Here is a 2,747-nt window from a genome sequence, read left to right as displayed (position 1 = left end):
GCACCGGACAGTTCCAGAATCGGACCCAGTTGCACGATGACGGTATAGAAAACGATTCCCACGCCCAATGTTGTGACTACCAGCGGGAGAATGGCGCCATATGGAAAGCCGGTCTTCGCGGGCCCGGCTTCATTCACCTTCACCTCCGGTTCGAACAGGATCGTGGCTGCGGCGAGCGCGATCGGTATGGCGACAAGGTACAGCAGAAACGGTCCGCGCGAGCCGAAGACTTCGCCAAGCCCGCCGCCGATGGCGATAAGCGCAATGGCCGCAATGCTGCCCACGGCGACCTGCAACGCAATCCACTTTTCGCGCCGCTCACCGACAAAATAATCGCCGATAAGAGCCGTTGCGACCGTCATGATGATGGCTTCGACGATGCCGAGTGCAACCCGCGCACCGATAATCTGGAAAAGATCGTCTAGAAACCACGGGATGATACCGAAGGCGGCGTAAAGCAGCAGCGCTGCTACCAGCAATGTCTTTCGCCCCAACCGGTCGGACAGCCAGCCCGCCACCGGCGAAAAGAGCGCGACACAAAGAGCGGGGATCGTAAGCGCCATCGGGACCAGAAATTCGCTCCCTTCGACGGAAGCGAATTCGCGCATGAGCAAGGGCAAGACCGGAACCAATGATATGATCGCCATGATCGGCATGACCGACGCTGCCAATATGATGATGCCCTGGCGTGTACCAGCTTGGCGCGCTGCGTTTCCAACACCTGTTTCCGCCATGCTCGCATCCCTCCTGTGTTCACAGCCCATTTTTTGGGTCAGCTCTTCTTAGTCTTCGCTATCCCGCCATTTATAGTTCAGCGGCGCTTCGCGAAAAGCAAAACGATCAACGTGCCGTTCAACAGCGCCCTTCAAACCATTGCGCTGCCCTTCCGACGACGCCTCGATGCAGCAGCGCAAGGTACCGTCCTCCGGTGCCAAGGTCACAACTGCATCGGCGGGCCAGTCGGCCCCGCGCGCATCTTTTGGAAAAGTGATAAGAACAGCCTCTCCCCTCTCCTCTACGGCGAGGTTATGCGCCCAATGTTTGCCAAGCTGTGCTGCATATTTTTTTGCGTTGTCGGTCGGCACCTGGGCTTCTGCGATATATGTCACCCGGCATTCCCGCCCAATGTTTCGGCAAACCAGTCGGACAGCAGATCGCGACCATAGGCCATATTGTCCGCGCCAACATGCTCGACCCCGCCTTCGCGCTGCGTGAAGATAACCTTTTCGCGGCGCGGCGAGTTGACCAGCTGGTCATAGAGATCCGAAGCATAATCCACGCTGATCTGACGATCATTGGACCCATGGGTGACGAGAAAGGGAACCGTGATCCGGTCCATATGGCCGTTGAGGTTCATATCGTTCGATTTCGCCAGGAAATCTTCCATATCTTCCGCACCAAATGCCCACATCACATGCGCCCAATAATGCGGAACCGGGTTTTCCCCTTCACGCTTCATCCGTTTGTCCTGCACTTCGCGCCAATTATGATTGGCACCCCAGACCGCTCCGCTGGCGAAACGTGGTTCGTAGGCTACAGCGCGCGGCGCAAAATGTCCGCCGAGAGAAATGCCGGTCATGCCCAGTTTCGAGGCATCGACATTGTCCTGCGTTTCGAGCCAGTCGACAGCCTTCGAGGCCCAGCTTTCGCTATGCGGATCGACCGGAAGATTTTGCAGACGCAATGCTTCGCCCGAACCGGGCTGGTCAACGCAAAGCGTCGAGATTCCGCGTCGCGCCAGTTCTTCGGGAAGGCGCGTCCAGTAGAGCAGTTCCTTATTGCTATCGAGACCGTTGCAGAAGACGACAGCCGGCTTTTTCCCGGAGCCTGGAGCCTTGGTCCAGATCGCCGGCATGGTGCCCTTGTCGAGCGGGATTTCAACCCGTTCACGATTAAGCAAACCGAGCTTCGATGACCGGTCAAAGGCATTGCGTGCCTTGGCGAATGTTTCCGTGCGGCCCGGATGGCCATGTCCCATCATGCGTTCCGCGGTGAACAGATAAAGCGATGCGCGCTCCAGCTTGTTCGAAGCAGAGAAGTTCCGGCCCCTGGCTTCGTCCTCCCCAGCGAGTACCTGCAGCTTGTCCCCCATCGCGGCCCATTGTTTCATGAACTGCGGAACGCCGGCATCATCGCCCGCCGCTGCCGCTTCCTTGATCGGCTGGCACATGTCGATAATTTCACCAATCTGGCCACCGCTTTCCATCGCAATGGCTACCGACAGGTTCCAGATATAATTGGGGAAATATTCAAAAAGAGCCATAGGATCAGACCTCCGCCGGTTGGAACAGGCAGGGATCGGCTTCCGCCTTCGGCATGGTCTGCGGTCCGCCGACTCCGATGCCCCATTGATCCATCACATTGGGCGCGGGTTCATGCACCTTGTCGACATGTTTTTCGAAATCAACCTCTTCGAGCTCGGACGTATATTCCACCGCGAACCCAGCAGGTGTGGTGAAATAGCTGAACGTATTATTCCCCGCCGTGTGCCGACCCGGCCCCCAGCGGATATCCGTGCCACGCTTCCGCAACCGGCTGGCACCACGCATCATATCATCCAGCGTCAGCATGTCATAGGCGACATGGTTCAGACAGGGAGGTCCGGGGAGTAAAGCAATCCGGTGATGGGCTTCGTTGCAACGCAGGAAGCACATGAAGTCACCCAGCCAGTCGCTGACTTTGAATCCCAGAACTTCGGTAAAGAATTTCACTGCCGCCTGATGATCGGGCGAATGCAGCACGATATG

4 protein-coding genes are annotated in these 2,747 nt (G+C 57.5%); all 4 read right to left on the bottom strand.

Features of this window, described 5'->3' with window-relative positions; translation table 11 throughout:
* On the bottom strand, positions 1–734 hold a 734-nt coding region (locus WBM93_RS11785), incomplete at its 3' end, for an MFS transporter (protein WP_424432062.1).
* Positions 735–782: 48 nt separating this feature from the next.
* On the bottom strand, positions 783–1,109 hold the full coding sequence (locus WBM93_RS11780; protein ID WP_424432061.1) for a DUF2218 domain-containing protein: 327 nt from the start codon (positions 1,107–1,109) through the stop codon (positions 783–785).
* Positions 1,106–2,263: an alpha/beta hydrolase family protein gene (locus WBM93_RS11775; RefSeq protein ID WP_424432060.1), complete on the bottom strand. Its 1,158-nt coding sequence runs from the start codon at positions 2,261–2,263 to the stop codon at positions 1,106–1,108. The genes WBM93_RS11780 and WBM93_RS11775 overlap by 4 nt, the downstream gene beginning before the upstream one ends.
* Positions 2,264–2,267: 4 nt before the next feature.
* On the bottom strand, positions 2,268–2,747 hold a 480-nt coding region (locus WBM93_RS11770), incomplete at its 5' end, for a VOC family protein (protein WP_424432059.1).

This window comes from Parasphingorhabdus sp. (genome assembly GCF_049667325.1).
Lineage (GTDB): Bacteria > Pseudomonadota > Alphaproteobacteria > Sphingomonadales > Sphingomonadaceae > Parasphingorhabdus.
The sequence above is the reverse complement of the archived record's forward strand: the minus strand, read 5'-3'. Positions and strand labels throughout refer to the sequence as shown.

Excerpts from the sequence above, each read along its gene's own strand:
- WBM93_RS11775 (WP_424432060.1), bottom strand. The coding sequence starts at position 2,263 with ATGGCTCTTTTTGAATATTTCCCCAATTATATCTGGAACCTGTCGGTA.